The organism is Sphingomonas sp. (assembly GCF_050725575.1).
Lineage (GTDB): Bacteria > Pseudomonadota > Alphaproteobacteria > Sphingomonadales > Sphingomonadaceae > Sphingomonas.
Map to the genome: position 1 here is coordinate 42180 of NZ_JBOHHW010000016.1, position 26415 is coordinate 68594.

At 64.1% G+C, this 26415-nt stretch carries 23 protein-coding genes and 1 tRNA gene; 14 read left to right on the forward strand and 10 right to left on the reverse strand.

Features of this window, described 5'->3' with window-relative positions:
• Window positions 1–178: 178 nt before the first annotated feature.
• Window positions 179–1450, forward strand: a complete 1272-nt coding sequence (locus ACRECS_RS12920) for an MFS transporter (RefSeq protein ID WP_431583376.1) — start codon at window positions 179–181, stop codon at window positions 1448–1450.
• Window positions 1447–2868, forward strand: coding sequence for an amidase family protein (locus tag ACRECS_RS12925; protein ID WP_431583377.1), 1422 nt, complete (start codon window positions 1447–1449; stop codon window positions 2866–2868). Before ACRECS_RS12920 ends, ACRECS_RS12925 begins: the two co-directional genes overlap by 4 nt.
• Window positions 2869–2874: 6 nt before the next feature.
• Here the strand turns inward: ACRECS_RS12925 and ACRECS_RS12930 are convergent, their stop codons facing one another.
• The 4 genes from ACRECS_RS12930 to ACRECS_RS12945 all read right to left on the reverse strand — a co-directional run bounded on the left by ACRECS_RS12930 (window position 2875) and on the right by ACRECS_RS12945 (window position 5991).
• Window positions 2875–3153, reverse strand: coding sequence for a UvrB/UvrC motif-containing protein (locus tag ACRECS_RS12930; protein WP_431583378.1), 279 nt, complete (start codon window positions 3151–3153; stop codon window positions 2875–2877).
• A complete protein-coding gene (locus ACRECS_RS12935; RefSeq protein ID WP_431583379.1) occupies window positions 3153–5252 on the reverse strand; it encodes a catalase in 2100 nt (699 codons plus the stop codon). Before ACRECS_RS12935 ends, ACRECS_RS12930 begins: the two co-directional genes overlap by 1 nt.
• An 80-nt stretch (window positions 5253–5332) precedes the next feature.
• Entirely contained in the window at window positions 5333–5800 is a 468-nt protein-coding gene (locus ACRECS_RS12940) for a hypothetical protein (protein WP_431583380.1), read from the reverse strand.
• A gap of 115 nt (window positions 5801–5915) precedes the next feature.
• Window positions 5916–5991: transfer RNA gene (locus ACRECS_RS12945), tRNA-Ala, on the reverse strand.
• A gap of 241 nt (window positions 5992–6232) precedes the next feature.
• Here ACRECS_RS12945 and ACRECS_RS12950 point away from each other — a divergent pair.
• Complete coding sequence (locus ACRECS_RS12950) at window positions 6233–7261, forward strand: DUF2171 domain-containing protein (RefSeq protein ID WP_431583381.1); 1029 nt, start codon at window positions 6233–6235, stop codon at window positions 7259–7261.
• A 140-nt stretch (window positions 7262–7401) separates the two neighbouring features.
• On the opposite strand, the gene ACRECS_RS12955 is transcribed toward ACRECS_RS12950, so the two are convergent.
• Complete coding sequence (locus tag ACRECS_RS12955) at window positions 7402–7839, reverse strand: acetyltransferase (RefSeq protein WP_431583382.1); 438 nt, start codon at window positions 7837–7839, stop codon at window positions 7402–7404.
• A complete protein-coding gene (ypfJ, locus tag ACRECS_RS12960) occupies window positions 7836–8744 on the reverse strand; it encodes a KPN_02809 family neutral zinc metallopeptidase (protein WP_431583383.1) in 909 nt (302 codons plus the stop codon). The genes ACRECS_RS12955 and ypfJ overlap by 4 nt, the downstream gene beginning before the upstream one ends.
• Before the next feature lie 161 nt (window positions 8745–8905).
• On the opposite strand from ypfJ, the gene ACRECS_RS12965 reads away from it, so the two are divergent.
• The 3 genes from ACRECS_RS12965 to ACRECS_RS12975 all read left to right on the forward strand — a co-directional run bounded on the left by ACRECS_RS12965 (window position 8906) and on the right by ACRECS_RS12975 (window position 11682).
• Window positions 8906–10051, forward strand: a complete 1146-nt coding sequence (locus ACRECS_RS12965; protein WP_431583384.1) for a patatin-like phospholipase family protein — start codon at window positions 8906–8908, stop codon at window positions 10049–10051.
• A 24-nt stretch (window positions 10052–10075) separates the two neighbouring features.
• Window positions 10076–10861, forward strand: coding sequence for a 3-hydroxybutyrate dehydrogenase (locus ACRECS_RS12970; RefSeq protein ID WP_431583385.1), 786 nt, complete (start codon window positions 10076–10078; stop codon window positions 10859–10861).
• 191 nt (window positions 10862–11052) lie between these two features.
• Entirely contained in the window at window positions 11053–11682 is a 630-nt protein-coding gene (locus ACRECS_RS12975) for a DUF4893 domain-containing protein (RefSeq protein WP_431583386.1), read from the forward strand.
• 651 nt (window positions 11683–12333) lie between these two features.
• Here the strand turns inward: ACRECS_RS12975 and ACRECS_RS12980 are convergent.
• A complete protein-coding gene (locus ACRECS_RS12980) occupies window positions 12334–13305 on the reverse strand; it encodes a cation diffusion facilitator family transporter (RefSeq protein ID WP_431583387.1) in 972 nt (323 codons plus the stop codon).
• Window positions 13306–13631: 326 nt separating this feature from the next.
• Here ACRECS_RS12980 and ACRECS_RS12985 point away from each other — a divergent pair, with 326 nt between their 5' ends.
• From ACRECS_RS12985 to ACRECS_RS13005, 5 genes are all read left to right on the forward strand, one after another.
• Entirely contained in the window at window positions 13632–15023 is a 1392-nt protein-coding gene (locus ACRECS_RS12985; protein ID WP_431583388.1) for a helix-turn-helix domain-containing protein, read from the forward strand.
• 112 nt (window positions 15024–15135) lie between these two features.
• The gene (locus ACRECS_RS12990) at window positions 15136–16620 is read left to right on the forward strand and encodes a S41 family peptidase (RefSeq protein ID WP_431583389.1); all 1485 of its coding nucleotides are present in this window, start codon (window positions 15136–15138) and stop codon (window positions 16618–16620) included.
• A 137-nt stretch (window positions 16621–16757) separates the two neighbouring features.
• Entirely contained in the window at window positions 16758–18353 is a 1596-nt protein-coding gene (locus ACRECS_RS12995; RefSeq protein WP_431583390.1) for an isocitrate lyase, read from the forward strand.
• Window positions 18354–18750: 397 nt separating this feature from the next.
• Window positions 18751–21087 carry a TonB-dependent receptor gene (locus tag ACRECS_RS13000; RefSeq protein ID WP_431583391.1) on the forward strand — a complete coding sequence of 779 codons (2337 nt, stop codon included), beginning with the start codon at window positions 18751–18753 and terminating at the stop codon, window positions 21085–21087.
• Window positions 21088–21229: 142 nt separating this feature from the next.
• Window positions 21230–21583, forward strand: a complete 354-nt coding sequence (locus tag ACRECS_RS13005; RefSeq protein ID WP_431583392.1) for a hypothetical protein — start codon at window positions 21230–21232, stop codon at window positions 21581–21583.
• A 10-nt stretch (window positions 21584–21593) separates the two neighbouring features.
• Here ACRECS_RS13005 and ACRECS_RS13010 read toward each other — a convergent pair whose 3' ends face one another.
• The 3 genes from ACRECS_RS13010 to ACRECS_RS13020 form a co-directional block, all read right to left on the reverse strand.
• Window positions 21594–22544, reverse strand: a complete 951-nt coding sequence (locus ACRECS_RS13010; protein ID WP_431583393.1) for an aldo/keto reductase — start codon at window positions 22542–22544, stop codon at window positions 21594–21596.
• Window positions 22541–22744 carry a hypothetical protein gene (locus ACRECS_RS13015; protein WP_431583394.1) on the reverse strand — a complete coding sequence of 68 codons (204 nt, stop codon included), beginning with the start codon at window positions 22742–22744 and terminating at the stop codon, window positions 22541–22543. The genes ACRECS_RS13010 and ACRECS_RS13015 overlap by 4 nt, the downstream gene beginning before the upstream one ends.
• Window positions 22745–22884: 140 nt before the next feature.
• The gene (locus ACRECS_RS13020) at window positions 22885–23172 is read right to left on the reverse strand and encodes a hypothetical protein (RefSeq protein ID WP_431583395.1); all 288 of its coding nucleotides are present in this window, start codon (window positions 23170–23172) and stop codon (window positions 22885–22887) included.
• A gap of 149 nt (window positions 23173–23321) precedes the next feature.
• On the opposite strand from ACRECS_RS13020, the gene ACRECS_RS13025 reads away from it, so the two are divergent.
• The 3 genes from ACRECS_RS13025 to ACRECS_RS13035 are packed head-to-tail and all read left to right on the forward strand — an operon-like array spanning window position 23322 to window position 26303.
• Window positions 23322–24293: an ArsR/SmtB family transcription factor gene (locus tag ACRECS_RS13025; RefSeq protein ID WP_431583396.1), complete on the forward strand. Its 972-nt coding sequence runs from the start codon at window positions 23322–23324 to the stop codon at window positions 24291–24293.
• Complete coding sequence (gene metF, locus ACRECS_RS13030) at window positions 24290–25246, forward strand: methylenetetrahydrofolate reductase (protein ID WP_431583397.1); 957 nt, start codon at window positions 24290–24292, stop codon at window positions 25244–25246. The genes ACRECS_RS13025 and metF overlap by 4 nt, the downstream gene beginning before the upstream one ends.
• Before the next feature lie 10 nt (window positions 25247–25256).
• Complete coding sequence (locus tag ACRECS_RS13035; RefSeq protein WP_431583398.1) at window positions 25257–26303, forward strand: homocysteine S-methyltransferase family protein; 1047 nt, start codon at window positions 25257–25259, stop codon at window positions 26301–26303.
• The last annotated feature ends 112 nt before the right edge of the window (window positions 26304–26415 follow it).

Genomic DNA, 26415 nt, shown 5'->3' on the forward strand with positions numbered 1-26415 from the left:
TGTTTATGAGGGGCATATAAGCCTGAGGCACATTGGCGATAAGGGCAGGGAGAGAATGGCGATGGTGAGCCTAACATTGGCCGATCAGGAGGGGCCTTCGCTGCCTGAGGGAGAGTGGACTGACTCTGTGTCGCCCGGGGCCGGGGCATGGGCGTGGTATGGCCTTGTCGTCCTGCTGATGACGACGCTCTTGGCCTATGTCGTGCGGCAGATGCTCAGCCTGATTGCGCCGTCGCTGCAGACATCGCTTGGTTTCACCGACTTCCAGCTCGGCATGCTGCAGGGCCTCGGCATGGCGATCTTCGCCTGTGTCGCGAGCTATCCGATGGGATGGCTGGCGGACCGGTTCGGGCGCCGGCTCATCCTTGCGATCGGGGTTGCCTGCTGGTCGCTGGCGACCGGCTTCTGCGCGTTCCAGAACAGTTTTGGCGGCCTGTTCCTCGGTACGATCGGGATCGCCATTGGCGAAGCGGGGCTGGCGCCGATCATCTTCGCGATCATTCCCGATCTGTTTCCGGAGCGGCAGCGCAACACCGCCAACTTCATCTTCTACGGTGGATCCTTGCTTGGCGCCGGTCTCGGCATGGCCGCCGGCGGCGCCATCCTGCAATGGCTGGCGCATTCGCAGAACGCTTTGCCGGCCTGGCTCGTCGGGGTCGATACCTGGCGTATCGCGATGATGGCGGTGGCGCTGCTCGGGCCCATATTCTTTCTGCTCGTCGCGACCATGCCGCGCGGCCGGACGCTCGATTCCGGGCCGCTGAAGCACATCGGCGACGATGCGACGATGATCGACTTCCTGCCCTATGCAAAGGCGCATTGGCGGACGTTGGTCTGTCTGTTCGGGTCGATCTTTGCGACGGCGGTGGCCATGACATCCTGCCTGATCTGGTTCCCGCTCGCGTTGCCGCGCGCGTTCGGCATTGACCCGACGACCGTCGGCGTCGGCCTTGGCACGGTGATCACGATCGCAACGCTGATCGGCATATTCCTGCCGCCCATCGCGCTCAAGATCGGGCGCGGCGTCGCCAATCTGGAACCGATCAGGCTCGCCCGGATCTTCATCCTGATGGCGCCGCTTCCGGCACTGTTCCTGCCCTTCGCCGCCTCGCCGTTTCAGGCTTACGTCATTGCCGCGATCCTGGGCGCGACCGGGGTCGCCGCATCCTCGCTGATGCCGGGCTTGCTGCAGGATCTCGCGCCGCCGCACCTGAGATCGCGGGTGCTGGCGATCCTGGGAATCACCAACGGCCTGGCGCTGGCCGTGTCGCCGATCGCGATCGGGGCAATGTCGAGCCTGATCACGGGATCGCATGGTATGTTGCAGGCGATCGCGATCGTCTGCGTGCCGGCCCTGATCGGCTCGGCCATACTGATCTCGCTCGCCCCGCGGCACTATGCCGCGACGATCCGGTCCATCCGGTCCCAGCTTTCAGGAGAAAAAGCATGACGACGACCCTATCGACCGGCACTCGCCCGACCGACATGATCGGCATGCGCGACGCAATCGCGGCGGGACGCACTACATCCGCGGCACTGGTGGAATGCGCCATCGAGCGCGCCGAAGCGGTCAATCCGCAGCTCAACTTCATCGCCTGGCCCTGTTTCGAGCGCGCGCGCGGACAAGCGCGGGAATCGCGCACCGGGCCGCTCGCCGGCATCCCGACGCTGATCAAGGACATGATCACTGAAAAGGGGCTACCCGCAACCTGGGGTGCCGCCGCGCTGAGCCATTACATCGCGCCCGCCGATGGACCCTATACCCGTGCGATCGCCGATGCAGGCCTGATCTCGATCGCCCGATCGGCGATGCCCGAACTGGGGCTGAATGTAGTGACCGAATCCCCACTGGTCGGCGCGACGCGCAATCCCTGGAGCTTGGACCATACGCCGGGCGGATCCTCGGGCGGCGGATCGGCGGCGGTGGCGGCGGGCGTGGTGCCGGTCGCGCATGGCAGCGACGGGCTCGGTTCGATCCGCCACGGCGCCGCGCCTTGCGGCTTGGTCGGGCTTAAGCCGTCGCGCGGCCGCAATATCGGCGACGAGGCGCTGCGCGCGATTTCCGACCTGAGCGTGAATGGCTGCGTGAGCCGAACCGTGCGCGATACCGCCGCCTGGCTGGAAGCGACTCAGACGCGCGCGCCGGGGGCTGCCTTCACACCCGTGCCGCTGGTCACCGCGCCGATCGACCGCACGCTTCGTATCCATGCCTATAGCCGGGTCATGCGCACCGGCGCAGCACCGGACGCCAGCGTCGGCCGCGTCTTTTCTGACACGATCGATCTGCTCGGACGGGTGGGCCACAAAGTCGCCGATGGCCGCCTGCCGTTCGACGGGCCCGAGACGATCGCGACGCTGAACGATATCACCGAGGGCATGTTTCCGCGCCGACTCGAGGTCCTTGTCGATGCAATCGGAATCGCGATCGCCCCCGAGGACCTCGAATATCGCTCGGCGACGCTGGTGGCGGCGGGAAACGGGATCGACGATGACCGGTTTGCTGCCGCCTGGCTGCGGATGGAAAGGGTGGTCGCGGCCTATCTCGACCGGCTGGGCGACATCGACATCTGGATGACCCCGACGTTCGGCACGGAGGTCGTCCGGATCGGGGTGTTCGGCCCCGATGTGGCGTGGCTCGACCAGCGCGATCATCTCGTTGACTATGCCGGCTATTGCTGGATCGACAATTTCGCCGGGACGCCGTCAATCAGCCTGCCGATGGGCTTCAGCGACAATGGGTTGCCGATCGGCATACAGTTCGCAACGCGGCCCGGTGGCGAGGCGTTGTTGCTTGCACTTGCCTATCAGCTCGAGGCGGCAATCGAATGGTGGTGGCACAAACCGCCGATCTGGGTGGGGGACGACTGAGTTCGCTCACTTGCGCTTGCTGCCCGTGCTCCGAGTCATCGGGTCGGGCTTTTTGGGCGGTTTCCAGCCGGGTGGCGGGGTCATGCGCTGCTGGCTGGTGCCGAGTCCCATCGCGCCTGGCTGCTGGCGTGCAATGCCCGATGTGTCGATATCGGCAATCTCCTCCGGCGAGGCGCCGCCCCGCAACAGGCTGAGTTGGTCACGCAGCCGGCGGGCTTCCTCGAAATCGAGCGCTGCGGCGGCGGTTTCCATGCGCCGCCGCAGGTCTTCGATCTCATCCGCCATCAGGCAAGCGTACGCACGCCCGGCTCGCGCGCCCAATAGCGCTTGGCGGCAGCGGTAGTAAAATTCTTGTCGAGCGGCACCACGCCATCGTCGGGCGCAACGCCGGCCTTGTCGAGCAGCGGCTGGGCCTCGGCTGTGTGACCGATCGCCTTGAGATGACCGAACGCATCCATCACGAATTGCACTGCCGCCGCTTCCTTGAGCAGCGCCGCGCAACCTTTGTCGGAGAGCGCGACGACGATCGCATCGGCAAGGACCGAGGGATAGCCGGCGAGCTGCGCATCGGCCTTGAGCAATGATCCATCGGACAGTTTCGCACCACCGACACGCGGCGCGACGATCACCGCACGGGCCCCGGCATCGGTGATTGCCCTGGTCATGTTCGCGACGACCTTGGCGTCCGACCCATCGGCAATCAGCACCGCAATCGAATGTCCGAGGATATCCTGCGGTGCGCGGGGCCCTTCGACGATGCGCAGGGCAGGGGACGGATCGAGATCCTGGGCCGGCTTGGCGGCCTTGGACGCCTTGGGCAGCGCCATGTTGAGCCCGGTGGCGACACGCTTCGCCAGGTCAGGATCGACATTGACCAGGTTGGATAGCATCCGCGTGCGGACATGCTCCAGCCCGACCTTGGATAATTCGAACACCAGCGCCGAGGCGAGATGCGCCTGTTCTGGTGTTGCAAGCGAACGGAAGAACAGTCGCGCCTGGCTGTAATGATCGGCGAAGCTGTCGGGCCGGATACGCAGCTTGTCGCCTTGCTCATCCTCGGCGGCGCGGCCGGTAAAGGTCGTGAACCCGCTCATCGGGCATTCGCGCGGGCCGCCTTCTTCACCTGCTTCGGACAGGCTGTTCGGCTCATAATTGGCGCGGCCCTTGGGCACGGCCATCTGCATCTGGCCGTCGCGCTGGAAATTCATCACCGGGCATTTTGGCGCATTGATCGGCAGCTGATGGAAGTTGGCCGTACCGAGCCGCGACTTCTGTGTGTCGAGATAGGAGAAAAGCCGACCCTGCAGCAGCGGATCGTTGGTGAAATCCACACCGGGAACGATGTTCGCCGGGCAATAGGCGACCTGCTCGGACTCGGCGAAGAAATTGTCGGGATAGCGATCAAGCACCATGCGCCCGATCAGCCGCACCGGCAGCACTTCCTCCGGGATGATCTTGGTCGGATCAAGCACGTCGAACGGCAGGCTGTCGGCGAATGCCTGGTCGAACGCCTGGATGCCCAGCTCCCATTCGGGGAAGTCGCCGCGATCGATCGCCTCGAACAGATCGCGACGGTGGAAATCGGGATCGGCGCCGGCGATCTTCACCGCTTCGTCCCAGCAAGTCGACTGCACGCCCTGTTTGGGCTTCCAATGGAATTTGACGAAGGTCGATTTGCCCTTCGCATTGACCAGCCGGAAGGTGTGGATGCCGAAGCCCTCCATCGTGCGCAGCGAGCGCGGGATGGTGCGGTCGGACATTGCCCACATGATCATGTGAGTAGATTCCGGCATCAGGCTGATGAAATCCCAGAAGGTGTCGTGCGCCGAGGCCGCCTGGGGATAGCCGGTCTGCGCCTCCATCTTCACTGAATGGATCAGGTCGGGGAATTTGATCGCGTCCTGGATGAAGAACACCGGGATATTGTTGCCGACCAGATCCCAATTGCCCTCCTGAGTATAGAATTTGACCGCAAAGCCGCGCACGTCGCGGGGCGTATCGACTGATCCGGCGCCGCCGGCCACGGTGGAGAAGCGCGTGAACAGCGGCGTTTTCTCGCCGGCACGCTGGAACAGATCGGCCTTGGTGATATCGGCCAGGCTTTCATACAGTTCGAAATAGCCATGCGCGGCCGAGCCACGGGCATGGACGATGCGTTCCGGGATGCGCTCATGGTCGAAATGGAAGATCTTTTCGCGCAGCACGAAATCTTCAAGCAGCACCGGCCCGCGCGCGCCGGCCTTGAGCTGGTTCTGATTGTCTGAGACACGGATGCCCTGATTGGTGGTCAGGCCGGTCGCTGCCTCATTACCCGCCTGCTGGTGAGTCTCGCCGCCATTGCCTGGTTTGATCGTGTCGGGCTTCACGTCGTTCTTGGTGGCCATGGTGCGTTTCCTTTGGATGTGCCCGTTCAACCGCCGGGCACATCCTTAAGGTCCGCATTTTTCGGCAGACTTGCTTTCGATCAGGACGAATTCTTCCGCTTGAGCCGTCGCGCATTGGCGGTCGCCTGTTTGTGGATTGGCGCAAGGCCGAGCGCGCCGAGCTTCGCGCTGCGCTCGGCGGTGCTGAGCGCATAGCTTGTGGCACGCGAGCCAGCGGTGCTCATCTCCGCCAAAGTCGGTGCACGGCCGCGCAATGCGATGCCCCAGAAGGCTTGGACTTCGGTCAACAAAGCGGATTGCATCGACCACCATTCATTGGCCATCGCCAGGCCCGACTTCGAAAAGGCGTCGACCTTTTCCGGGATCATACGCGAGAATTCGGCATAATCCCCGGCCAGCGGATTGCGCATCGCCGTGTCGATCATGTCAGTGCGGCGCTCGACCACGCTGTTCGATGCCGCAAGTGTTTCCATCGCGCGCAGCCCCGTGCGCGACATATCTGTCCAGATCGAGGCGAGGCGGAGCCAGGATGAAAAGGGATCGGACATATCGGGACTCTCCGTCACCCGGGATCGGGCGCATGGTGAACGCGGCTAAGCGGCGAATGGGCACGGGCGGCAGGCTATATTTATGCAGAAAAGACTGCATCAGGTGCGGCAGGTCTGGTGGAGCTGAGGGGAATCGAACCCCTGACCTCTGCAGTGCGATTGCAGCGCTCTCCCATCTGAGCTACAGCCCCGCTCCACCCCGGCATAGCCGGAGTGTCGCCTCTAACGAGGCTTTTTCCGGGATGCAACCGGGTCCCCCACCGCCATGAGAGACGACATTGCGTCGAGCCGCGCGAGGCAGGCGACGACGTGTGAAGCGGATCGGCCAAGTGTCGGAACAAAAGGCTCTTTCAGCCCTTCTTCTGGAGTCGGTCGGGTGCGCGATACGACGCACCCACGACCCGCAGGACCCTTAACTGAAAGGACCTTATCATGGGTTATGAACGCAATCCCCGCATCGCCGGGCAGCAGGGCGAATATTATGGCGCCCGCGACCCGCAGGACACCGATCGTGGTTATGGCTTCGACCGCGGGGGGCCTTATCCCAGCGCACGCGACTATGCGGCGGCCGGCGAATATGGGCAGGGGTGGGACGATGAGCGCGCCCGCTACGGCCAGCGCGACTATGGCCATGCCAATTATGCGGAACGCGAGCAGCGGCTCGCCGGACAGTCGGGCTATGGCCAGCCGCGCGGCTATCGACGCGACCGTGGATACCAGGACCGGGGATATCAGGACCGGGGCTATCCGGATCGCAACTATCAGGGCAGCTATGCCTCGGACGGCCATCGTTTCGCCGAAGCCGACCAGCAACGCGCTGAGGGCCAGCGCGACCGCGGTTATGGCCGTCAGCCGCAGGGCTATGACTATGAGGAGCGCGGTTTCCTGAACCGGGCAGGGGACGAGGTCCGCTCCTGGTTCGGCGATGAGGAAGCGGAGCGCCGCCGTGAGCTCGACTCACGCCATGACGAGCGCCAGGGTGGCTGGACCAGCCCCTATGCCCGTGACGCGGATTATCACAGCTGGCGCCGTGGTCAGATCGAGGCACTTGACCGCGACTATCACGAATATCGCCAGGAAAATCGGTCGAAATTCGAGAATGAATTCGGCACCTGGCGCAATGAGCGCCAGACCCAGCGCTCCTCGCTGTCCAGTGTGGCCGAGCATATGGAGGTGGTCGGATCGGACGGCGAGCATATCGGCACCGTCGACAAGGTGCGCGGCGATCGGATCGTGCTGACCAAGAGCGATCCGGACGCCGGCGGGCGGCATCACTCGATCCCGTCACGCTGGATCGACAGCGTCGACGATAAGGTCAAGGTCCGCAAGACCGCGGAGGAGGCCAAGTCGCACTGGCGTGACGAAGAGCGCAACCAGGCATTTTTCGGCGAAGATCGCGACGGAACCGACGATGCCAAGGGACCGCACATCCTTAACCGAAGCTTTTCCGGCACTTATTGATCGCTGATTGCCCTTCTCCCGCGGGGGAAGGGCAGTTGCGCCGGAGCGCAAGTTGTGGGCGATTTCCCTTTCTTGCTCTCGCCTGTGTTCCGCGCTCCTCCCCTCTCCCGGATCCGGGAGAGGGGATTTTCTTGCCCAGTTCAGTCCCGGCGCATCACCAGCAACGGGTAGGGACGGCCTTCGCCATCGAGCGGCTTGCGGTCGATCGTGCGAAAGCCCCAATGCTCGTAAACCGCGCGCGCAGCGCCGTTCTGCTCATTCACCTCGACGGTCAGCGGGACGCCCTGCGGCAGGGCGGCATCGACCAGGGCGCGGCCAATGCCCTGGCCATGGCAGGCCGGATCGACGAACAGCGCGTTAATCGCCGTGCCGTCCTCGACATCGATAAAGCCGAGCGGCCGGTCGCCCCCATCGACCGCCACGGTGAAGGAGGCGGCCGGGAAATAGTCGGTCCGGACCATCTCGGTGATCCCGGCAAGGTCGTCGGGCGTCAGGAAATCATGCGTCGCGTGAACCGCCGCCTGCCACAGCTCGAACAATCTCGGCCGATCGGCATCGGCCACACGTCTGATCCTCATAGTCCCTCATTGAATGTGTCGCACTGGCGCGGGTCGCCGCTGTCGATCCCGCGCTTCAGCCATGCCTGGCGCTGCGCCGAGCTGCCATGCGTGAAGCTGTCGGGCACGACGCGGCCCTGTGCCTCGCGCTGCAGCGTGTCGTCGCCGATCGCCTGGGCGGCGGTCAACCCTTCCTCCAGGTCGCCCGGCTCCATCCGGTCGCGATTTTGCGCGGCCCACACCCCGGCATAGCAATCCGCCTGCAGCTCGAGCTTGACCGACAGCTTATTGCCCTCGGTGCGGCTGCTGCGCTGCATCGCCGACTGCACCTTGTCGGACGTGCCGAGCAGATTCTGGATATGATGGCCGAATTCATGCGCGATGACATAATCCTGCGCGAAATCACCGCGCGCACCGAAACGCTGTTCCAGTTCGGCGAAGAAGCTGGTGTCGAGATAGATGCCCTGGTCGCTCGGGCAGTAGAACGGGCCCATCGCCGATTGCGCCGCGCCGCAGCCCGACTGGCCCTGGCCACCGAAGAACACCAGCTTGGGCGCGCGGAAATTGCTGCCGAGCAATTGCTGCCAGGTCTTGTCGGCTGAACTGAACGCGTTGCACGCCGCGCGCGCCGAGGCGTCGGTGGTGCAGGCCGACGCGGCGGTGCCGTCGCTGACGCGTGGCTGTTGCTGGCCGACCGGCGCGCTCGGTGCGGAAAGCTGCGAGATGCCGCCAAGGCCGCCGCCGAAGAAGAACATCACCGCCAGCAACACCGCAACGCCGGCACAGCCGAAGCGGCTGAACACCAGCGGGAGCAGGCCAAGCAACAGGCCGCCACCGCCGCCGCCGCCGCCAAGGTTGAAACCGCCGCCGCCCTGGCCGCGCTGATCCTCGACATTGATGTTGGGATCGAAATCATCGAGCCGCATGGCGAAAGTCCCGTTCGTTGCCGTTGCAGGATGAATGCGCGGCGGGCGGGGTGGTTGCAAGTCCCGGATGGCGCCGCGCTGGGACGATTGCACGAAACGTGACGGCGATTTCATCAAACTGTCGTTGAACCGTCAGGCTGCGCGGCCCATGTGCACTGACGATGGCTGATACCGAACCCGCTCCGAAGCCACGCCGCCAGGCGCGCGCGCTGCCCTTGCCCGACACCGTGGCGCTCGTGCTGCAAGGCGGTGGCGCGCTGGGCAGCTATCAGGCCGGCGTGATCGAAGGACTGGCCGAGAGCGGCATCGGCATCGACTGGGTCGCCGGCATCTCGATCGGCGCGGTCAATGCGGCGATCGTCGCGGGCAATCCACCGGAACGCCGGGTCGAGCGACTGACCAAATTCTGGGACACGGTCACCGGCTATCTGCCGAGCTTCCCGATTTTCCCCAACGATCATGTCCGTGAGTTCGTCCATGAATGGTCGGCAGGATTCGTGGCGATGACCGGAGTGCCGGGCTTTTTCACCCCGCGCATGATCTCGCCGGCGTTCGCCACGCCGGGGACACCGGAGGCAATGAGCTTCTACGATTCCGCACCGCTGAAGGATACGCTGAACGAACTGATCGACTGGGATCTGCTCAACCACGGCCCGGTGCGGCTCTCGGTCGGCGCGGTCGACGTCGAGAGCGGCAATTTCCAGTATTTCGACACGACCGAGCGGACCATCGATGCGCGCCACATCATGGCGTCGGGCGCGCTACCGCCCGGATTGCCGCCAATCGAGATTGACGGGCGGTTATGGTGGGATGGCGGCCTGGTGTCGAACACGCCGCTGTCGCATGTGCTCGACAATCAGACCGACGAGTTGCTGGTGTTCCAGATCGACCTGTTCTCGGCCACGACCGAGAAGATGAAGACGATCATGGATGTGATGGCGCGCGAAAAGGAAATCCGCTTTTCGAGCCGCACACGTGAAGTCTCGAGCCAGCTGATGCGCCTCAGGCAGGATCGCGAGGCGATCCGCAAGGTGCTGGCGAAGCTGCCGAGGGAAATGCACAACGACCCCGACGTCGTCGCGCTGACCGCGCGAGCGGCGGAGGACCCGGTCAATCTGGTGCATCTGATCTACCGCGCCAATGCGTGGGAGGGCGGCAGCCGCGACTTCGAATTTTCGGCGCGGACGATGCGCGAACATTGGGAAGCCGGTCAGCTGGCGGTGGCCGAGACGATGGCCAATTCGCAGCTGGTCGCCGCCAATATCCTGACCGGCAAGAGCGCCGCGTTCGATCTCACCACACGTTAAAGTTTCCAGCAAAGGAGTTTGTCGATGTTCCTCAAAGGCAAGAGCGCGATCGTCACCGGGTCCACGTCGGGCATTGGCCTCGCTTATGCCAAGGCGTTCGCCGCCGAGGGCGCGAGCGTGGTGATCAACGGGTTCGGCGATGCCGCGCAGATCGAGACGGAACGCGCCGCGCTTGAAGCGACGAGCGGCGCCAAGGCGCTGTACGACACCGCCGACATGACCAAGCCGGATGAGATCGCGGCAATGGTCGCGCGCTGCCATGCCGAGCTGGGCGGGCCCGACATCATCGTCAACAATGCCGGCATCCAGCATGTCGCGCCGATCGAGGATTTTCCGGCCGACAAGTTCGAGGCGATCATCAAGATCAATCTGACCTCCGCCTGGTACCTGATCCAGGCCGCGGTACCGTTGATGAAGGCGGCCAAATGGGGCCGGATCATCTCGACCGCCTCGGCGCATTCGCTCGTCGCGAGCCCCAACAAGAGCGCCTATGTCATGGCCAAGCACGGCATTGCCGGCCTGACCAAGACGATCGCGCTGGAAACGGCGACGCACGGCATCACGGTCAATTGCATTTCGCCCGGCTATGTCTGGACGCCTCTGGTCGAAGGGCAGATTCCCGACACGATGAAGTCGCGCGGGCTGACGCGTGAGCAGGTGATCAACGATGTGCTGCTCGACGCGCAGCCGACCAAGGAGTTCGTCACGCCCGAACAGGTGGCGTCGCTGGCGCTTTATCTGTGCGGCGATGCGGCGAAATCGATCACGGGTGCGAACCTGTCGGTCGATGGCGGCTGGACCGCCGCCTGACCGGCTGACATCTCTTAGACGGCGCCAGCCCGCTCCCCACCCGACCTCCCAGCCAGCCTATTCTGTGGGAGGTCGGGTGGGGGAGCGGGCTCGCACCGTCTAAACCGCTCAAAAGCCGGAAACGCCTTGGCAACCATGGCGAGACGTGGTTCGTTGACTGACACAGAGTCAAAAAAACGGGTCGCGCATTGATGAAAAGATTCGGGTTCGCCCTGGCCGCTTGCGCGGCGCTGACGGCATGTGGTGGCAAGGGCGACCGTCCCGCCACCGCATCTGTCCCTGCCGCGCTGGACTGGCGACAGGTGGCGACCAAGGGCGACCGGATCCGCCTGCGCAACTGGCGTGACGCCTGGGTGACCGCGCTGGCCAAGGCGCAGGCGTCGGGCAATGGCCCGGCGATCGCGGCGCAGGGCGTGTTGTTCGAACCCGACCGGGCCTTGAGCAACGCGCTGCCGCCACCCGGGGATTATCGATGCCGGATGTTCAAGCTCGGCGCCAACGGCACGGCGGCGCATGATTTCACAGCCTATCCCTGGTTCGGATGCCGCGTCGTCGCCGAGGGAGAGGTGTTGAGTTTCTACAAATCCAACGGAGCGCAACGGCCTGTCGGGCTGGCGTTTCCCGATGGCGATATGCGCGGCGTGTTCCTCGGTACGATGGTGTTTGGCGACGAGACGACGGCGCTCGATTACGGCCGCGACGCTGATCGTGACATGGCGGGGATCATCGACCGGGTGGACGACAAGAGGTGGCGGATCGCGCTGCCCTATCCGAAGTTCGAATCCATCCTCGATGTCGTCGAGATCGTGCCTGCGAGCTAGGTCTCGTCGACTTGGGTGGAATCGCCTTCACCCGTTCGTCCCCGGACTTGATCCGGGCTTGTCGAAGCACCGTCCTTCTTCCTCCTCCGTCGGAAAGAGAAGAACGGCTCCCTTCGACTGCCTGCAAGGCAGGCGCTCAGGGCAGGCTTCGACAAGCTCAGGGCGAACGCAAGGGATGGATCAGCTGAATTCGCAACCGCTCCAAAGCGCCGGGTTCTGCGTCGGGCGCACGGATCTTTCCGGCAATGCGCGAGGCCGTCGCGCAGCAGCAATTCTGTTTTCGACACTGAGAAAGAGCGCGCCGGTATCGGTCCGGCAAGCGACGATATGCCCGATCCCGCGTCATGCTTGAATCGCCGGCAGCTCATCGAGCGGGCGGGCGGTGGGAGATATGGGACACCGGTAGTGTCATATCTCGGGCCCCCCGGTTCGCGGCGTCGCGAAAACAGGCGGCAGAGATATGGGACACCGGTAGTGTCGTATCTCAGGCCCCGGTCAGCGGCACCGCGAAGACAGGCGGCAGAGATATGGGACACCGCCGTTCGGATGAGTGGGATGGAATATTATACTTATTTATCAAATAGTTAATATATGATCAGTGTGCCGGAGCGCCGCCAGGTGCCGCGTGCGAACCCGTGCAATCGCCGCGCGTCAGCGATCGCCGATCGGGGCTCCTTCAGTCGCCTCGACATTGAGGCGCGGCGCGTCTTCGGCTTTTTCCGGGCGGATATAGATTGACGACAGCATCGGTTCGGCCGCCTTCAATTCGGCCTCGATCTGCTCGATCAGCGTCTCGGCCTCGCCCATCGGCAGGGTGTCGCGGAAATCGGCGCTGATCGCGACGAAGATCCTTTGCGGCGCGGTGTGGATCGTGCGGACGTGATTGACCGTGGTGATGTCGGGATAGCGATCGACGATCATGCGGACCTTGGCGACGACCGCGGCATCGGCGCCTTCGCCGATCAGCAGGCCCTTGGCTTCACGGGCGAGGAAGATCGCGACCAGCGCCAGCACCAGGCCGATCGCGATCGAGGCGATACCGTCGAGGCGCGGATCGGCGAAATAATGGCTTGCCCAGATGCCGGTCGCGGCAATGATCAGGCCGGCGAGCGCCGCGCTGTCCTCGAACAGGATGATGAACCCCGCCGGGTCCTTCGACTCCCGGATCGATTGCCACCAGCCGACCGACCCGCGCGTGACGTTGAATTCGCGCATGGCGATGAACCAGGATGACCCCTCCAGCACGAAAGCCACGCCGAGCACGACGTAATTGAGCGTCGGGTTGGTCAATTCCTCCGGGTGGATGAAATGTTCATAGCCCTCATAGACCGAGATGCCCGCGCCGGCCGCGAAGATCAGGATCGCGACGACGAAGGCCCAGAAATAGAGTTCCCGGCCATAGCCGAACGGGTGCTCCTCATCGGGTGGCTGTTTGCCGCGCTTCTGGCCATAGAGCAGCAGGATCTGGTTGAGGCTGTCGATGACCGAATGGAATCCCTCGGTCAGCATTGACGACGATCCGGAAATGCCGGCGGCGATGAACTTGGCCACGGCAATGCCGAGGTTCGCGGCCAGCGCGGCCAGCACGACCAGATTGGATTCGCCTTGTTTGGATGCCGACATCGTGCGTTGTCCTGCCTTTCGGCAGCCTTATGCGTCCAATGTCCTGGGCGCCAACGGAAATGCCCGCCGCGATTGCGCGCGGCGGGCATCCTTTCCTCCCCAGGAAACTCTCAAGGCCTTTGCAGTGCAGTGACGGACTTTACAAATCCGCCTGTCCACCACTGCGAAGTTGAGGTGCAAGTCGCCCAGTTTCCGCGGCTGTTCCAGCCCCCATGATTATGCCGCTTGGTCATGTTGTCACGATAGATCGACAATTTCTTTGTATGTTTGTAAAGATATGACATTGGATGCGCTGCCCTGGGGCATTTGCGCGGTGAAGAGGTGTCATGGCCGATCGTAAACTCTTTGCCGGACACGCCATCCGCCGGTTGCGGCGCCAAGCCGGCCTCACTCAGGCAGCGATGTCGGAGGCGTTGGCGATTTCGCCCAGCTATCTCAACCTGGTCGAAAAGAATCAGCGGCCCTTGTCGGCGTCGCTGCTGGTCAAGCTGGCGGAGACATTCGACTTCGATCCGCGCGCGCTGGCCGCGGGCGAGCCGGGTGGAGGGGAATCGGCGATCCGCCGGCGCCTCGCCGATCCGATCTTCGCCGACCTGGAGATCGATCGTAACGAAATCGAGGAGTGGCTCGCCGGGGCTCCGGGCGGCGCGGAAGCATTTGCCCGCGCCTATGACCGCATCGGTGTCGGCGGTGGCGACACGCCGGGCGTGTTGGCGGCCGATCCGATCGGCGAGGTGCGGCGTGAAATCGAACGGTGGCGCGGGCATTTTGCCGATCTCGATACGATGGCCGAGACCCTGGCTGAAGAGCTGCGGCTTGGCGCCGGCGATCTTTATGGCGCGATCTCGGACCGGCTGCGCGTCAAGCACCAGCTCACCATCCGCGTGCTGCCGGTCGATGTGATGCCCGATCTTCTGCGCCGCACCGATCTGCACGCGCGCCAGTTGCAATTGAGCGAAACGCTTGACCCGGCATCGCGGACCTTTGCCGCTGCCTATCAGCTCGCGCAGATCGAGGCGCGCGGCGAGATCGAGGCGCTGGCCAAGGGCGCCGGCTTTGCCGATCGTCAGGCGGAGCGGCTCTACCGGCGGCATCTCGCCAGCTATTTCGCCGCCGCGGTGATGATGCCCTATATGCGCTTCCTGCGCGCCTGCGAGGCGACCGGCTATGACCTCGAACTGCTCCAGCGGCGTTTCGGCGCCGGATTCGAGCAGGTCGCACACCGGCTGACCACCTTGCAGCGAGTCGGGGCGCGCGGGCTGCCGTTCTTCATGGTGCGGATCGACCGGGCGGGGCAGGCGTCGAAGCGCTTTTCCGGCGCGAGCGGCGCGGCGTTGGCCGAGGCGGAGGGGCGGTGTCCCTTGTGGCGAATTCATCATGCGTTCGACCGCCCGGGCAGCCTTGCGGTCCAGCTGGTCGAGCTGGAGGACGGCTCGCGCTGGCTGACCCTCGCGCGGTCGGTATCGCCGCAGGGGCGGCATTATGGCGCGGTGCCGGCGGAATTCGCGGTCGGCCTGGGCGTCGCGGCGGAGCAGGCCGGCTCGCTTGCGGTGGCGCGCGGCATCGACCTGAAGCGGGAAGCGACACCGATCGGCCTTGGCTGCCGGGCCTGCATGCGCGGCGGATGCCCGCAGCGCTCCGCGCCGCCGGCGGGGCGGACGCTGGTGATGAACGACCGCGAACGCGGGGTCAGCGCCCTGACTTTCGCGGGCGATTGACGGTACCGCGACATCGGGTGCGCGGGGCATCTTGATCCGCTGCGGTAACATTCCCTGCTGACACGGCGGCGATTTCTGCGACAAGCAGGTCATGTCTTGGGGGAGATAGAGAATGCGCCGTCGTCCAATCGCTGCGCTTGTGGCATTGTCAGCGATGCTGTCCGCTTGCGGTGGCGGATCGTCAGGATCGGGCGGGGGATCAACGCCGACGGCGACGCCCACCCCGACACCGACGCCGACACCGACACCGGTGGCGGGCTGCTCACTTCGCGAACGGCAGGATTGGGCGGCGGGGCAGCTTCGTGAATGGTATCTCTTCCCGGAGACATTGCCGACTGGCCTCAATCCGGCATCCTATGGCTCGGTCGATGCCTATATCGACGCGCTGACGGCGACGGCGCGCAGCCAGCGGCGCGATCGCTATTTCACCTATCTGACCTCGATCGCCGAGGAGGATGCCTATTATCAGTCCGGCTCCAGTGCCGGATTCGGCTTTCGCCTGGGGCTCGACACGTCGGGGCGGCTGTTCATCACCGAAGCTTTCGAGAATACGCCCGCGCAGGCCAATGGCGTCGGCCGGGGCGCGGAAATCCTCGCGATCGGCACCAGCTCCGCCAATCTGCGCACGGTCAGCGCGATCCTCGCCGCCGAGGGCACGACCGGGCTGATCAATGCGCTTGGTCCCGATACGGTCGGCACCGCGCGCGTGTTGCAATTGGGCGGCGTCGGCGGCAGCCGCACCGTGACCATCGCCAAGGCCGATTTCGACCTGCGGCCAGTGTCGTCAATCTATGGCGCGAAAATCATCGACGATGGCGGACGCAAGGTCGGCTATGTCAATCTGCGCACCTTCATCTCGACCGCCGATCCGCAGTTGCGCGCCGCCTTCGCGCAGTTCCGCGCGCAGGGCATCACCGACATCATTGTCGATGTGCGCTATAATGGCGGTGGCCTGGTTTCGATCGCCGAGCTGTTCGGTGACTTGCTCGGGGGCAACCGGTCGACGTCGGAGGTGCTCAGCTATACGACCTTCCGGTCCGAGAAGTCCTCCAACAACCGGACCCGCAATTATTCTCCGCAGGCGGAAGCGGTCGGCGCGACGCGGATCGCGTTCATCGGCACCGGCGGCACCGCATCGGCAAGCGAATTGGTGATCAATTCCACGATCCCCTATCTGCACGGCAATGCCGGCCTGATCGGCACCAACACCTATGGCAAGCCGGTCGGGCAGATCGCGCTCGACCGCGCGCAGTGCGACGATCGGTTGCGCGTGATCGCCTTCGCCACGCAGAATGCCACGCGCCAGGGCGATTATTACAACGGTCTTGCCGGGACGGTCGAGGCGAGCTGCCAGGCGTTCGACGATATCAGCCACCAGCTCGGCGATCCGCAGGAATCCTCGACGCGGCAGGCGCTCGATTTCCTTGCCGGGCGGTCGTGCACGCCGATCTCCGCCGCGCCGGTGTCGGCATCGGCATCGGCATCGGGGCAGCGAACACAGGCGCAGGCGCAGCTTCTGGCACGGGAAAGCGAGCGGGAGTTGTTGATCCCGACACGCCCATCGACGCCGCAGCGCGAAGTACCGGGGCTGTTCTGAGGTTGTAATTTTATTTACAACATGACTCACGAACTCGGCCGGATTTGACAGGTAAACTTTTTAGAATGGCGAATTGCCGTTCGATCGGCTGTAAATTTGTCTATCTCCGCATCATTCAATGAAGCGGGAATACTCAAATGACCTACCAGAACCACATCACGCAAACGGCGCAGCTGATCAAAAGCCAGAACGGCACCTGGGACGGGATCGACGCGGAAGCCGTCGCGCGGATGCGGCTGCAGAACCGCTTCCAGACCGGGCTCGACATCGCGCGCTACACGGCCGCGATCATGCGCAAGGACATGGCGGCCTATGACGCCGATCCGGCCAATTACACGCAGTCGCTGGGCTGCTGGCACGGGTTTATCGGCCAGCAGAAGATGATCAGCATCAAGAAGCATTTCGGATCGACCGAGCGCCGCTATCTCTATCTGTCGGGCTGGATGGTCGCCGCGCTACGCTCCGAATTCGGCCCGCTGCCCGACCAGTCGATGCATGAGAAGACCAGCGTTCCCGCGCTGATCGAGGAACTCTACACCTTTCTGCGCCAGGCCGATGCGCGCGAACTGGGCGGCATGTTCCGCGAGATCGACGCGGCGCGCGAGGCCGGCGACGAGCTGACCGAGCAGCGCCTGTTGCAGGCGGTCGACAATTACCAGACTCATGTCGTGCCGATCGTCGCCGATATCGATGCCGGGTTCGGCAATGCCGAGGCGACCTATCTGCTCGCAAAGAAGATGATCGAGGCCGGCGCCTGCGCGCTGCAGATCGAGAACCAGGTCTCGGACGAAAAACAGTGCGGCCATCAGGACGGCAAGGTCACCGTGCCGCATGAGGACTTCCTGGCGAAGGTCCGCGCCTGCCGCTACGCGTTCCTCGAGCTTGGCGTCGAGGACGGCATCATCGTCACGCGCACCGACTCGCTCGGTGCCGGCCTGACCAAGCAGATCGCGGTCAGCAAGGAACCGGGCGATATCGGCGACCAGTACAACTCGTTCCTCGATTGCGAGGAAATCGATCCGACCACCGCGCGCAATGGCGACGTGATCCTCAATCGCGACGGCAAGCTGCTGCGGCCGAAGCGGTTGCCGTCCAACCTGTTCCAGTTCCGCGCCGGATCGGGCGAGCATCGTTGCGTGCTCGACTGCATCACATCGCTGCAGAACGGCGCCGACCTGTTGTGGATCGAGACCGAGAAGCCGCATATCGAGCAGATCGCCGGCATGGTCGACCGCATCCGCGAGGTCATTCCCAATGCCAAGCTGGTCTATAACAACTCGCCATCATTCAACTGGACGCTGAATTTCCGCCAGCAGGTGTTCGATGCCTGGGCCGCGGCGGGCAAGGACGTCTCGGCCTATGATCGCGCCAAGCTGATGAGCGTCGATTATGACGGCACGGCGCTTGGCGATGAAGCGGACGAGCGGATCCGCACCTTCCAGCGCGATGCGGCGGCGCGGGCGGGCATCTTCCATCACCTGATCACCCTGCCGACCTATCACACCGCGGCGCTGTCGACCGACAATCTCGCCAAGGAATATTTCGGCGACCAAGGCATGCTCGGCTACGTCAAGGGTGTGCAGCGTAAGGAAATCCGCGAAGGGATCGCCTGTGTGAAGCATCAGAACATGTCGGGCTCCGACATTGGTGACGATCACAAGGAGTATTTCGCGGGCGAAGCGGCGCTGAAGGCCGGCGGCGCGCACAATACGATGAACCAGTTTGCTGCCTGACGGCAGCGGGGAACCAGTTTGCTGCCTGACGGCAGCGGGGAACCAGTTTGCCGCCTGACGGCGGGAACCAAATCGCCGCTTAATGCGGTAGGAAACCAGTTCGCGTCATAAGCGAACGGTACATCTCCTCGGGAGAGGATGGGGAGGCCCGGTGCGGATGCGCCGGGCCTCTTTGCTGTGGCCCGATTGTCACGCTCCAGCAATCTTTCGTTACACGATCGGCGCGTCACGAATGGGTCACAATCGCGGCCTAGCGGCGCGAATGAGGCGAGGGGTTCACGATCACGCAAGACGACGAACCGTCCGGCTGAATGCCATATGCAGGTGTTCACGCAACGGGCGGACCTTCGCGCGCGGTCGCAAGACGATTGATATTTCAGGTTTTCAGAGGGTCACAATGTCCAAGATCATGTTCGCACGTAAATCGCTGTTTCTCGGCGCCGCTGTCGGCGCGTTGTTCTGTGCCGGCACCGCCGTTGCGCAGGACGCTCCTGCCGCCGCCGCGCCGGAAGCGGCATCGGGCGACGGTCTTCAGGACATTGTGGTGACCGCCGAGCGCCGCTCGGAGAATCTCCAGAAGGTGCCGGTGTCGGTCGCGGTCGTCGGCGGCGAGGATTTGCGCAGCTTCCAGTCGGGTGGTGAGGACATCCTGTCGCTCGCCGGACGCGTTCCCGGCCTCTATGCCGAAACCACCACGGGCCGCATCTTCCCGCGCTTCTATATTCGCGGTCTCGGCAATATCGATTTCTACCTTGGCGCGTCGCAGCCGGTGTCGATCATCCAGGACGATGTCGTGCTTGAGCATGTTGTGCTGAAGTCGAACCCGGTGTTCGACGTCAATCAGGTCGAAGTGCTGCGCGGTCCGCAGGGGTCGCTGTTCGGCCGCAACACCACGGCGGGCATCATCAAGTTCGACACGATCCGGCCGAGCCAGACCTTCGACGGACGCGTGGCGGCTTCATACGGCACCTTCAACACCGTCACTTTCGACGGCGGTATTGGCGGGCCGATCGTGCAGGACAAGATCGCGTTCCGCATTTCCGGCCTGTACCAGCACCGCGACGATTGGGTCGACAACCGGTTCACCGGCACGGGCGCCGACGGCACGCGGGGCGGCAAGAATGTGATGGGCGGCTTCGATGAGCGCGATGTGCGCCTGCAATTGCTGTTCACGCCGACCGAGAATCTGTCGATCAACGTTTCCGGCCACGCGCGCGACTTTTCGGGCACCTCGACCATCTTCCACCGCGGCGCGCTGAAGCTGGGGTCGAACAATATCGAGGGCGAGCCGCGCGACAGCCTCGCGCAGGACGAAGCGATGAACAATCCGCAAGCCTATAAGACCTATGGCGCGTCGGTGAACGCGGCCTATGATTTCGGCTTCGCAACGCTGACCTCGATCACAGCCTATGAGACGAGCCATGGCTATAGCCGCGGCGACACCGATGGCGGCGTGGCGCAAAACTATCCCGGCCGACCGGCTTATGGCCAGAGCCAGGGCAATCTGCGCGATCTCGATCAGTGGACGCAGGAAGTTCGCCTTGCCAGCAACGACAGCGGCCCGTTTAAATGGCAAGTCGGCGGCATGTATTTCGACAGCCGCGACGATACCGAATTCTATCAGCGCTCGTTCTTCCTGACCGGGCCCGACCTCAACGGTACGTTGCCGAACCCGAACAATTTCGTCCGTCTGCATGACGTCAACACATCATGGGCGCTGTTCGGTCAGCTGAGCTATCAGGTGACCCCGGCGCTGACCATCACGGCCGGCGGCCGCATCACTGAAGACAAGAAGCAGACCCGGTTGGTGCGCAGCGTGAAAAACGCGGCGGGCACGACCGATTCCTTCCCATCGACGGCACCGCGCTTTGTCGAACTGAAGGATACCCAGCCAAGCTGGGACGTCTCGGCGCTTTACGAAGCGAGCCCGGATTTCAGCCTCTATGCTCGCGTGGCACGAGGCTTCCGCGGCCCGACGATCCAGGGACGCTCGGCCGTGTTCAACAGCCCCTTCACCACGGCGAATTCGGAAACGATCATGTCGTACGAAGCGGGCATCAAGACGCGGCCGTTCAGCAACCTGCGCTTCAACGCGACCGGCTTCACCTATCGCGTCAACGACATTCAGCTGAACGGCAATGATTCGAACGGCAATGGCGTGTTGTTCAATGCCGATCATGCCAATGCCTATGGCTTCGAGGCGGAACTGGAATGGCGGCCGATCCGCAATATCAGCATTTCGCTGGGCGGGAGCGCATTGCACACCGAGATCAAGGACAAGCGCGTCTATGCGCAGGTCTGTGCGCTGAACGGCGTCGTCACCTGCACCGTGCAGAACCCGACGATCACGCGCCCGGTATTCGGGGCGCCGGCGGTTTTCGCGCAGATCGACGGCCAGCCCCTGCCGAACGCGCCGAAGTTCCAGATCGATGCGGCAGTGCGTTACGACATTCCGCTCTGGACGGGCGGCAATCTGTTCGTCCAGACCGACTGGAACGTGCAGGGCTATACGAACCTGGTGCTGTACAAGACGCGCGAATTCTACGCGGACGGCAATCTGGAGGGCGGGCTGAAGATCGGCTACACGACGTCCGACAAGAAGTATGAAATCGCGGCGTTCGCCCGCAACATCACCAATGAGAAGAACCTGAAGGGCGTGATCGAAAATTACATGGCAGCCGTGTTCAACGAACCGCGCATCATCGGCATTTCGTTCAGCGGCAAGCTGCGCTGAGTTTTCCTGCGAATGTCTGAAAAGCCCGCGGCGCCACCCGGCGTCGCGGGTTTTTCACTGTCCGCCGCTCGCCCGTGATGAAGTTTCGTGGCCGTTACGAAATTTCGGTGATAGCGATGCCGCCTGAGGATCGGAGTGCCGGATGGATATCGCCCTTCATTTCATCAACCGGTCAGGGGACGCGGGTAATTCCCATGTCGTCATCTTTCAGCATATGGCTGCGGCCGATCTCGACGAGCCGCTCGCTGCCCTGAAAGTCATCCGCAATCCGGCAATGGACGAAAGCCATGATTTCGTCGCCAGCACGGATGCGGGCGATGCGCTCTGGATCGGGACTGCCCGCAACGTCTGCGATGACGATCTGGTCCCGCCCGAACTCGCGGCCGGCGGTGCGACATGCCTGTCGCTCGCCGGTATCGCCGGCGTGACGATCGTGATGACCGGTGGCTGCGGCGAACCGCTGGCGTTTTCGCTCACCGATATCGTGACGCGCTGACCCGGGCGGATCAGGCGCCGGCGGCGTCGAGCCGGTCGAGCTGCGTCTTGCTCAGCTCAAGCGTCATCGATCCGAGCAAGTCATGAACCTGCGCCACGCTGGTTGCGCTGGCGATCGGTGCGGTCACGCCGGGCTGGGCAGCGAGCCAGGCCAGGGCGATCTGCGCCAGCGACGCGCCGCTGTCCGCGGCGATCTCGTCCATCGCGGCGAGCACCGCCGGCCCCTTGCCCTTGATCAGCTCGCCCATCCGGCCGCCGCGCACGCTTTTGCCGAGATCGGCCTCGCTGCGATATTTGCCGGTCAGGAAGCCCGAGGCGAGGCCGTAATAGGGCACCACGCCGATATTGTGCGTGACGCAATAATCCTGCAGCTCGCCCTCAAAGGCATGGCGGCTGACCAGATTATATTCCGGCTGCAGCACATGATAATGCGGAATACCGGCGGCGGCGGCCGCCTCATTGGCCGATTTCAGCCGTGCGGCATGAAAGTTCGACGCGCCCAGCGCATTGATCTTGCCGGCCTCGGCCAGCCGGGCGAAGGCGGCAAGCGCATCCGCCTGGGGCACCGCGTCATCGTCCTGATGCGCGAAATACAGGTCGATCCGCTCGACCCCGAGCCGCCGCAGCGACGCGTCGCACGCCGCGGCAATGCGCGCCGGCGCAAGCTTCGCGCCGCCTTCGCCGGGCAGCATCCCGACCTTGGTCGCGATCTGCACCTTGTCGCGCTTGCCCGATTGTTTGAGCCATTCGCCGATCACCGTTTCGGATTCGCCACCCTGATGGCCGGGCACCCAGGCCGAATAGACATCGGCGGTGTCGATCATCGTTCCGCCGCCATCGACGAACGCATCAAGCACGGCGAAGCTGGTCGCCTTGTCGGCGGTCCAGCCGAACACGTTGCCGCCCAATACCAGCGGGGCGATATGGAGGTCGGTTGTACCTAATCGGCGAAGATCGGTCATTGTGGTTGGGCCTCGTTTTCGCCGTCCACCTCGATGGTGGCGGCATTGGCGTCGACGCTGTTCGCATCGAGCATTGCGGCGGCATCGTTCAGCGCCTGCGCCTCGCCGGGCGTGACCGCCCCGGGGGTGTCGGGGCTGCCCGAGCCGCACCCGGCGAGCAGGAGAAGCGCGCCCAGACCGATCGATTTGAGTCCAGACATTCGCACCATCTCCCTGCTCGTTTTCGAGCGTGTTCAATCCGTCCCGGACATTGTCGCAAGACAGACAATCCGCAGGTCGTTCCCAAAGGTCGTTCAGGGGGGCGGGCGCGACTTCGAAAAGCCCCGCCCGCAAATCCCTCTTAGTCCTCGATCGCGTTGCCGGCATCCTTCAGCGCGGCGCCGGTCGCATCCGCGGCGCCGTCGGCGGCATTGCCGATCGCCTTGCTGGCATTGTCCATCGTTGCTTCGGCCGACCCGAAGGCGCGGTCCGCGGCGGCGTTGGTATCGTTGACGGCTTCGCCCAGCGTCGCATTGGCATCGGCCGCGATCTGGTCGGCGGCCTGTGCTGTCTCGTTCTGCGCGGCGGGCGTGCAGGCGGCAAGCGCGGCGGCGGACACAGCGGTGGCGAGAGCAACGATTTTCTTCATGAGAGCGATTCCCGGCTTGTTGATTAGGGTGGCGAGGCTAGCGGAGCCATCGGCCCGCTTCAATACGCACGGCTCGGCACATGTTTCCGCCTCTTATCGGCCATGGCGCGTTGACCTGATATAAAGATATCTTTATATGTTGTTTCGACATGACGATCGCACTCGACATCTTCCGGGCCCTTGCCGACACCACGCGGCTGCGCATCCTCGCCTTGCTGCGCTCGATGGAGCTGTCGGTGGGCGAGCTGGCGCAGGTGCTCGGACAGAGCCAGCCGCGCGTCAGCCGCCATGTGAAGATCCTGTGCGATGCCGGCCTGGCCGAACGCCGCAAGGAAGGCAGCTGGGTGTTTGTCGGCGTCGGCAACGAAGCGCGGGTCGCGCCGGTGCTTGCCGCGCTTGACGGCTGGGCGGCGATCGAGCCCGATCATTGGGCGGTGGCCGATGTGGCCCGGCTGGCGGCGGTGCGCGCCGATCGTGCGGCATCGGCGGCCGCCTGGTTCGAGGGTAACGCCGGGCAATGGGACGCGATCCGCTCGCTCCATATCGCCGAAAGCGAGGTCGAGGCGGCGATGTCGGCGGTGCTGGGCGATGCGCCGATCGGCCAGCTGATCGATATCGGTACCGGCACCGGGCGGATGCTCGAATTATTCGCGGGGCGCGCCAGGGCGGCGCTGGGCATCGATCGCAGCTCGGAGATGCTGCGGCTGGCGCGCGCGAAACTGTCCGAGCGCGGGCTGGCCAATGCCGAGCTGCGCCAGGCGGATCTCTATGCCTTGCCGCTTGGCGACGGCGCGGCCGATGCGGCGATCATCCATCACGTGCTCCATTTCGCGCAGCAGCCGGGCGCCGCGATTGCCGAGGCGGCACGCGTGCTGGCGCCGGGCGGGCGGCTGCTGATCGCCGATTTCGCGGCGCATGATCGCGAGGAGCTGCGCACCAAGGATGCGCACACCAGGCTCGGTTTTTCCGACGAGCAGATCCTGGGCTGGTTCGAGGCGAGCGGCCTCGCCGCGGCGCGGACCGAGACGCTTGAGGGCGGTGAACTGACGGTGAAATTGTGGCTCGGTCGAAAAATCGCCCAGCCTGAGAAAATTCCGGTGCATGAGGTGAAGGCGGCATGACGATTTCCATCAATCAATTGGAAGAGGCGCGCCGCGCGCTTGAAGCGCCATTGTTCGCTGATGTCGCCGGCGATGCCGAAATATCGTTCGAATTCTTCCCGCCCAAGACCGACAAGATGGAAGAGGCATTGTGGGAAGCCGTCAAGACGCTTGAGCCGCTGGGCCCGCGCTTCGTATCGGTCACCTATGGCGCCGGCGGATCGACCCGCGAACGCACCCATGCAACGGTCGCACGGATCCAGCGCGAGACGTCGCTGGCCGCCGCTGCACATCTGACCTGTGTCGAGGCGACCAGGGAAGAGATTGACGAGGTCGCCGAGGCGTATTGGGCGGCAGGCATCCGGCATATCGTGGCGCTGCGCGGCGATCCGCCGGTGGCGGGGTCGAAATTCGTGTCGCATCCCGGTGGCTATGAGAATGCCGCCGATCTGGTCGCTGGCCTCAAGAGACTTCACCCGTTCGAAGTGTCGGTCGCGGCCTATCCCGAATGCCATCCGGATTCGGGCAGCGTCGATGCCGATCTCGACAATCTCAAGCGCAAGCTCGACGCCGGGGCGAACCGCGGGATCACGCAATTCTTCTTCTCGCCCGAGGCCTATTTCCGGTTCCGCGACCGGGTTGCCGCGGCCGGGATCACGGCCGAGATCGTGCCCGGCATCCTGCCGGTGTCGAACGTCGCGCAGACGCGCAAATTCGCCGCGATGTGCAATGCCGAAATCCCCGACTGGATGGGGCGATTGTTCGAAGGGCTCGACGATCATCCTGCCGCGCGCCAGCTGGTCGCGGCGACGGTGGCGGCGGAAATGTGCCGCAAGCTTTATGCCGGCGGCGTGCGCGGCTTTCATTTCTACACGCTCAATCGTGCCGAACTGAGCTTCGCGATCTGCCATTTGCTCGGGATCAGGGCAAAGAATGCCCCGGACTCGATCATCGCCGCGTCCGCCGCGGCCTGAGGAATTTGCCATGACCGTACGCGAAAGACTGCTCGCCGAAGCCGCCAAGCGCATCCTGATCACGGACGGCGCATTCGGCACCGAGATCCAGAACTGGAAGCTCAAGGAAGAGGATTATGCCGGCGACCTGGGCCTGGCCAAGGATCAGAAGGGTAATAACGACATCCTCGCGCTGACCAAGCCGGAGGTGCCGGAGAGGATCACGCGCGAATATCTCGAGGCCGGGTCGGACATCGTGTCGACCAACACCTTCAGCGCGAACCTAATCAGCCAGGCCGATTATGCCGCCGAGCATCTGGTGCGTGAGATCAATGTCGCCTCGGCGCAGATCGCGCGGCGGCTGGCCGATGAATTCGCCGCCAGGGACGGCCGCCCGCGCTTCGTCGCCGGCGCGATCGGCCCGACCAACAAGACGCTGTCGCTGTCGCCTGACGTCAACGATCCGGGATTCCGCGAAATCGACTTCGATTATCTAAAGGGCGTGTACCGCGAACAGACCGACGCTCTGATCGAGGGCGGGGTGGATTTCATCCTGATCGAAACGGTGTTCGATACGCTCAACGCCAAGGCTGGCGTCATGGCGGTACTCGAGGCGGCCGAGGATCTCGGGCGCGACGTGCCGATCATGATGTCGATGACGCTGACCGACTTGTCGGGGCGCAATTTGTCAGGCCATACCGTGGAAGCGTTCTGGCACGCCGTGCGCCATGCCAGGCCAGTGACGATCGGGCTGAATTGTTCGTTCGGTGCAGAGCAGTTGCGGCCGCATGTTAAGACTCTGTCTCAAATCGCCGACACGCTGATCATGGTCTATCCCAATGCCGGCCTGCCCAATGAGCTGGGCGAATATGATGAGCAGCCGGCAACCACGGCCGGCCTGGTGCGCGAATGGGCGGCACAGGGGCAGGTCAATATCCTGGGTGGCTGTTGCGGATCGACCCCGGCGCATATCGCAGCCATCGCCAAGGCGGTCGGCGAGCTGCCGCCGCGCGAACTGCCGGTGCCGCCGGTGGTGACACGACTGGCGGGACTGGAACCGATGACCATGGCGGCTTGATAAACTTTCCCCTCCCGCTTGCGGGAGGGGCAGGGGTGAGCTCGCGCTCTTCCCAGACGACACTGCCTGCTTTGGCCGGGCGCCCACCCCTCGGTCCCCTTCCGCGCGCGGG

Excerpts from the sequence above, each read along its gene's own strand:
- ACRECS_RS12965 (WP_431583384.1), top strand. The coding sequence starts at position 8,906 with ATGGCTGATACCGAACCCGCTCCGAAGCCACGCCGCCAGGCGCGCGCG.
- ACRECS_RS13000 (WP_431583391.1), top strand. The coding sequence starts at position 18,751 with ATGTCCAAGATCATGTTCGCACGTAAATCGCTGTTTCTCGGCGCCGCT.
- ACRECS_RS12930 (WP_431583378.1), bottom strand. The coding sequence starts at position 3,153 with ATGGCGGATGAGATCGAAGACCTGCGGCGGCGCATGGAAACCGCCGCC.
- ACRECS_RS12980 (WP_431583387.1), bottom strand. The coding sequence starts at position 13,305 with ATGTCGGCATCCAAACAAGGCGAATCCAATCTGGTCGTGCTGGCCGCG.
- ACRECS_RS13020 (WP_431583395.1), bottom strand. The coding sequence starts at position 23,172 with ATGAAGAAAATCGTTGCTCTCGCCACCGCTGTGTCCGCCGCCGCGCTT.
- metF (WP_431583397.1), top strand. The coding sequence starts at position 24,290 with ATGACGATTTCCATCAATCAATTGGAAGAGGCGCGCCGCGCGCTTGAA.
- ACRECS_RS12975 (WP_431583386.1), top strand. The coding sequence starts at position 11,053 with ATGAAAAGATTCGGGTTCGCCCTGGCCGCTTGCGCGGCGCTGACGGCA.
- ACRECS_RS12995 (WP_431583390.1), top strand. The coding sequence starts at position 16,758 with ATGACCTACCAGAACCACATCACGCAAACGGCGCAGCTGATCAAAAGC.
- ACRECS_RS13035 (WP_431583398.1), top strand. The coding sequence starts at position 25,257 with ATGACCGTACGCGAAAGACTGCTCGCCGAAGCCGCCAAGCGCATCCTG.
- ACRECS_RS12935 (WP_431583379.1), bottom strand. The coding sequence starts at position 5,252 with ATGGCCACCAAGAACGACGTGAAGCCCGACACGATCAAACCAGGCAAT.
- ACRECS_RS12970 (WP_431583385.1), top strand. The coding sequence starts at position 10,076 with ATGTTCCTCAAAGGCAAGAGCGCGATCGTCACCGGGTCCACGTCGGGC.
- ypfJ (WP_431583383.1), bottom strand. The coding sequence starts at position 8,744 with ATGCGGCTCGATGATTTCGATCCCAACATCAATGTCGAGGATCAGCGC.
- ACRECS_RS12985 (WP_431583388.1), top strand. The coding sequence starts at position 13,632 with ATGGCCGATCGTAAACTCTTTGCCGGACACGCCATCCGCCGGTTGCGG.
- ACRECS_RS12955 (WP_431583382.1), bottom strand. The coding sequence starts at position 7,839 with ATGAGGATCAGACGTGTGGCCGATGCCGATCGGCCGAGATTGTTCGAG.
- ACRECS_RS13015 (WP_431583394.1), bottom strand. The coding sequence starts at position 22,744 with ATGTCTGGACTCAAATCGATCGGTCTGGGCGCGCTTCTCCTGCTCGCC.
- ACRECS_RS13010 (WP_431583393.1), bottom strand. The coding sequence starts at position 22,544 with ATGACCGATCTTCGCCGATTAGGTACAACCGACCTCCATATCGCCCCG.
- ACRECS_RS12990 (WP_431583389.1), top strand. The coding sequence starts at position 15,136 with ATGCGCCGTCGTCCAATCGCTGCGCTTGTGGCATTGTCAGCGATGCTG.
- ACRECS_RS12925 (WP_431583377.1), top strand. The coding sequence starts at position 1,447 with ATGACGACGACCCTATCGACCGGCACTCGCCCGACCGACATGATCGGC.
- ACRECS_RS12950 (WP_431583381.1), top strand. The coding sequence starts at position 6,233 with ATGGGTTATGAACGCAATCCCCGCATCGCCGGGCAGCAGGGCGAATAT.
- ACRECS_RS12920 (WP_431583376.1), top strand. The coding sequence starts at position 179 with ATGACGACGCTCTTGGCCTATGTCGTGCGGCAGATGCTCAGCCTGATT.
- ACRECS_RS13025 (WP_431583396.1), top strand. The coding sequence starts at position 23,322 with ATGACGATCGCACTCGACATCTTCCGGGCCCTTGCCGACACCACGCGG.
- ACRECS_RS12940 (WP_431583380.1), bottom strand. The coding sequence starts at position 5,800 with ATGTCCGATCCCTTTTCATCCTGGCTCCGCCTCGCCTCGATCTGGACA.
- ACRECS_RS13005 (WP_431583392.1), top strand. The coding sequence starts at position 21,230 with ATGGATATCGCCCTTCATTTCATCAACCGGTCAGGGGACGCGGGTAAT.